The organism is bacterium (assembly GCA_040755795.1).
GTDB lineage: Bacteria > UBA9089 > CG2-30-40-21 > CG2-30-40-21 > SBAY01 > JBFLXS01.
Genome location: JBFLXS010000403.1, coordinates 1 through 3688, shown reverse-complemented (window position 1 = coordinate 3688; position 3688 = coordinate 1). Strand labels below are relative to the sequence as shown.

Annotated in this window: 2 protein-coding genes; one reads left to right on the top strand and one right to left on the bottom strand. The window is 37.3% G+C overall.

Translation table 11 applies throughout. The features are described from left to right. Positions 1–190: 190 nt before the first annotated feature. Positions 191–1240, bottom strand: coding sequence for an Rpn family recombination-promoting nuclease/putative transposase (locus tag AB1414_17435; GenBank protein MEW6609198.1), 1050 nt, complete (start codon positions 1238–1240; stop codon positions 191–193). A gap of 257 nt (positions 1241–1497) precedes the next feature. Here AB1414_17435 and AB1414_17430 point away from each other — a divergent pair. After that, positions 1498–3688, top strand: a 2191-nt coding sequence (locus tag AB1414_17430; protein ID MEW6609197.1) for a VCBS repeat-containing protein, incomplete at its 3' end; no start/stop codon positions are given.

The window sequence follows — 3688 nt, the reverse complement described above, 5'->3', positions numbered from 1 at the left end:
ATAAATGGATTAATTTGGAAGTTTGAATTTTAGTCATTGCTTACCTCATCTTGTTGCCCAACTTGTGGGTAAGGATAAGCTTAATAAAGAGGGTGTAGAAGGTTGTTGTCTCTTATTCGTGTCCTTCAACATTTGTGTTATTCATGTTCTAATATTCTGTCTGCTTTTTATCATAACCGTTATTTAGTAATTAAACATTGGTCTTTTCGTGAATAACTCTTTTTAAGTCCTCAATGGAAAGTTTTGTTATTTCAGCGATTATCTTCAAATCAAATCCTTTATTATGCATAGACTTAGCAGTCTCTACCGCCTTTCTATATTCACCTTGTTGTAATCCTTTCTGCATTCCTTTCTGCATTCCTTTCTGCATCCCTTTCTGCATCCCTTTCTGCATCCCTTTCTGCATCCCTTTCTGCATCCCTTTTTTCTCTAATTTCATAGCTGTAGTCATTGCTACCTCACCCCCTTTTTCAGAAACACTTTTGAGCGCCTCTCTCACCTCTTCTGGTTTAATCTCTGTGCTACTATAAATATAGCGAATTACTCCTTCTAAAAACTTTAGCCCTCGTTCCTCTTCATAATATAATCGCCCTATTTCAAAAAACTCCTCTAAATGTTTCCTTAAATTTTCCTTATTAAAGATATTCTTTAAAAACAATAACGAAACCTTTACCCCTACATTTATAAATACCTTTTCCTTTAACTCCTCATCACTATAACAGGATAAATCCGTTAATAAGTAATTAAACTCAGGTAAATACCTCCTTAATACCTCGTCTATCCCTTCAAAATAATCACTTAGTTCCCTTAATTCCCATTTCTTCTTACCATGATAAAAGATAAGAGGGACTATTGGAACTAATTTCTTCTTTTGCTTGATATTTGTTTCCCATATTTTAAGCATATACCTGAGAAGCTGTAGATGCGGATACTTCACTGGTTTGCTCTTATGTTCAAATAAAAGCGAAACCTTGATATTGGTCTTGTCTATGTATCGACAATTATAGACTATATCCGCGAAATTTTCCTTCAATTCTTCATCAATGTAAGAATTATTATCTAATTCCAAAGTTGTTAAATCAAGATTCTTCTTTAATTCCTCAGGTAAAGTAGAATTAATAAAATCAACTACATTCTCTTTTACAGAAAATATCTCTTTGAAAAAGGCATCATGAGGATTTGATATTTCCATATTGGTAGTATAACATACGCTATGAGAAATGTCAAAAGTTTTTTCCACTTGAATTCGTACCGATATAATCCTTCTATGTTTAGCCGTAACTTACTGTTGACAAACCCTGCAAAATATAGTATATTATAATCACACAAATTCTCTCTGCGTCTGCAGTGAAAAGTTGGAGCAAACATTCTATCAGACCACAGACCGCAGACCATAGACGACAGACAAAAATCTTTAGTCTGTCGTCTGTTTTTTTGTCTTCTGTCCTTTGTAACCTTTGTGAGCTTTGCGCCTTTGCGTGAAATATAATATCAGAAATGAGGAATCAAAAAATGACCAGGAAGGCTATATTTGTTATACTTATCTTCCTTCCATTTCTATCTTATGGAGGGGAATGGCAGGAATATTTCCAGGATGGAAGCCTGACAAACACAACCTTAAGCCCAATCCCAGGGGTAAAACATAAAAAAACACATCGTGCATCCATTAAGCTCTCTCCACAATATCCAAGATTCCAAAAAAGGCCCTGGGTGCCTTCCCCTCAGGATATTCTGCCAGGGGGAACAAGACCTGAGTTTGGAGACATAGATAATGATGGAGACTTTGACCTTTTAGTAAGTAGCCCGGTGAATGGAACTGTCTCTGTATTTGAGAATAGAGGGACAAGGTATAACCCAATATTTACAAAGAAGAAGGATATATATTTTGATATGAATGAAGGATATATCACACTTGGCGATATTGATAAGGATGGACTATTAGACATCTTTATAACCCTTTATAAATCCTTACAATCTGGAACAAAAACCTATGATATTCTAGGATATAAAGCTATAGAACCATTTGCCTGGCAAAGATATTCTTCTTGGGATATTAAGGATATTAAGGTTATAAATGCCTGGTATTCTCCCTCTCCTGAATTAGGAGACCTGGATAATGATGGTGACCCTGACCTTATCCTTCAGTGTTTAAGGTGGGGAACAACAACAAGTAATACTGAAGATTTCCTTGCCTATGAGAATCAAGATTGTGTATTTATCAGAAAGCCAGAATTAGACCTTCCTACTCATAATTTTGGGGCAGGAAAGGGAGCAAATCCAGGAGGGGATATTGTTGATATAAATTGTGATAATACTCCTGACTTTGTATTTGTGGATAATGAAATGGGATATAGTAGTTGGTATTCAAACACAGGAACCCCTTCTCCAATGTGGTTACTTCGTGGACTTTATTTTATTGGTTGTGAAGGAGATTATGTTGTGGCATCCATTGGTCTTGCTGACCTTGATGGAGATTCTGATTCTGATATGTTCATAGGAGGTGATGGTATTATGATTGCCTTTGAGAACATCCCTGAAAAGGCTAATCCCCACTACCCACATCCTACATACCTTGAGGATAAACAAAAGCCCTATCTCGTTGGAGGCCATATTATGTCAGGGGTCTCCTTTGCTGATTTTAACAGCGATGGCTCTTATGATGAGATATATGCAGAAGGATATACAAGTTGTGGGGGGACATATTTAAATATGTGGAAAAATATGGGCTCTCCTGAAAACCCCGATATTCTCGCATCTCATCCTTATTATGGTCTTGGAGGAATTAATTTAAATAAACTTCCCGAATATACCCCTCAGACACATCCAACAGTTGCTGACCTTGATAATGATGGCAGGATAGACATCCTTACCTCTGAGTATCATGACATAGGAGGTCGTTGCATAGGTGCATTTCGCAATATCTCTACCCAAACAAGCTCCCTTTCCTTTGAGCAGAAGAAGACCTGGGATATAACAGGGGCATACCTTGTCCTTACAGGATTGGATGACCTTGAGACAATGGATCCTTGTCCATTTGCCCTTGACCTTGATAATGATAGAGACTATGATGTCATTCTCCTTACATCTTATAGATTTCTTATAATAGAAAACACAGGAACAAAAGAATCACCTACCTGGAAAAGAAACAAGGTTTGGGAAGAAGAGATAGATTACAGGGCTATAGGTTATGGAACAGACACATTTGGTTTCTGGAAAAACATAGGCCATATCTTTCCCACAGCAATGGACTTAGATGGAGATAACCTTGAGGATTTAGTTGTTATAGGAAAATCAGGGCTTCATATCTACAAAAGGCTGGGAACACTTACATCCCCCTGGTTTCAAAGAATGCCAGAATGGGAGGATAACCTAAAACCCCTTGTAAGGTGTAGTATACATATGCCTTGTGGAGTAGATATTGACAACGATGGAGATTATGACCTTGCAATTGCCTATAAGGATTCAGGGCCTTTAATGCTTATTAACAACTCTTTCCACCATCCCCTGGGCACCTATACCTCCTCTATCTTTGATGCCGGTTCCTCAGTTATCTTTGAGAATATCTTCTGGAAAGAGAGAAAGCCATTTTCAACAGAACTTTCTATGTATGTTCGCTCGGGTAATTCTACCAGTACCTTATCTTCATGGAAAAAGGTAAGCAATGGAGAAAGCCTTAATCTTAACGCAA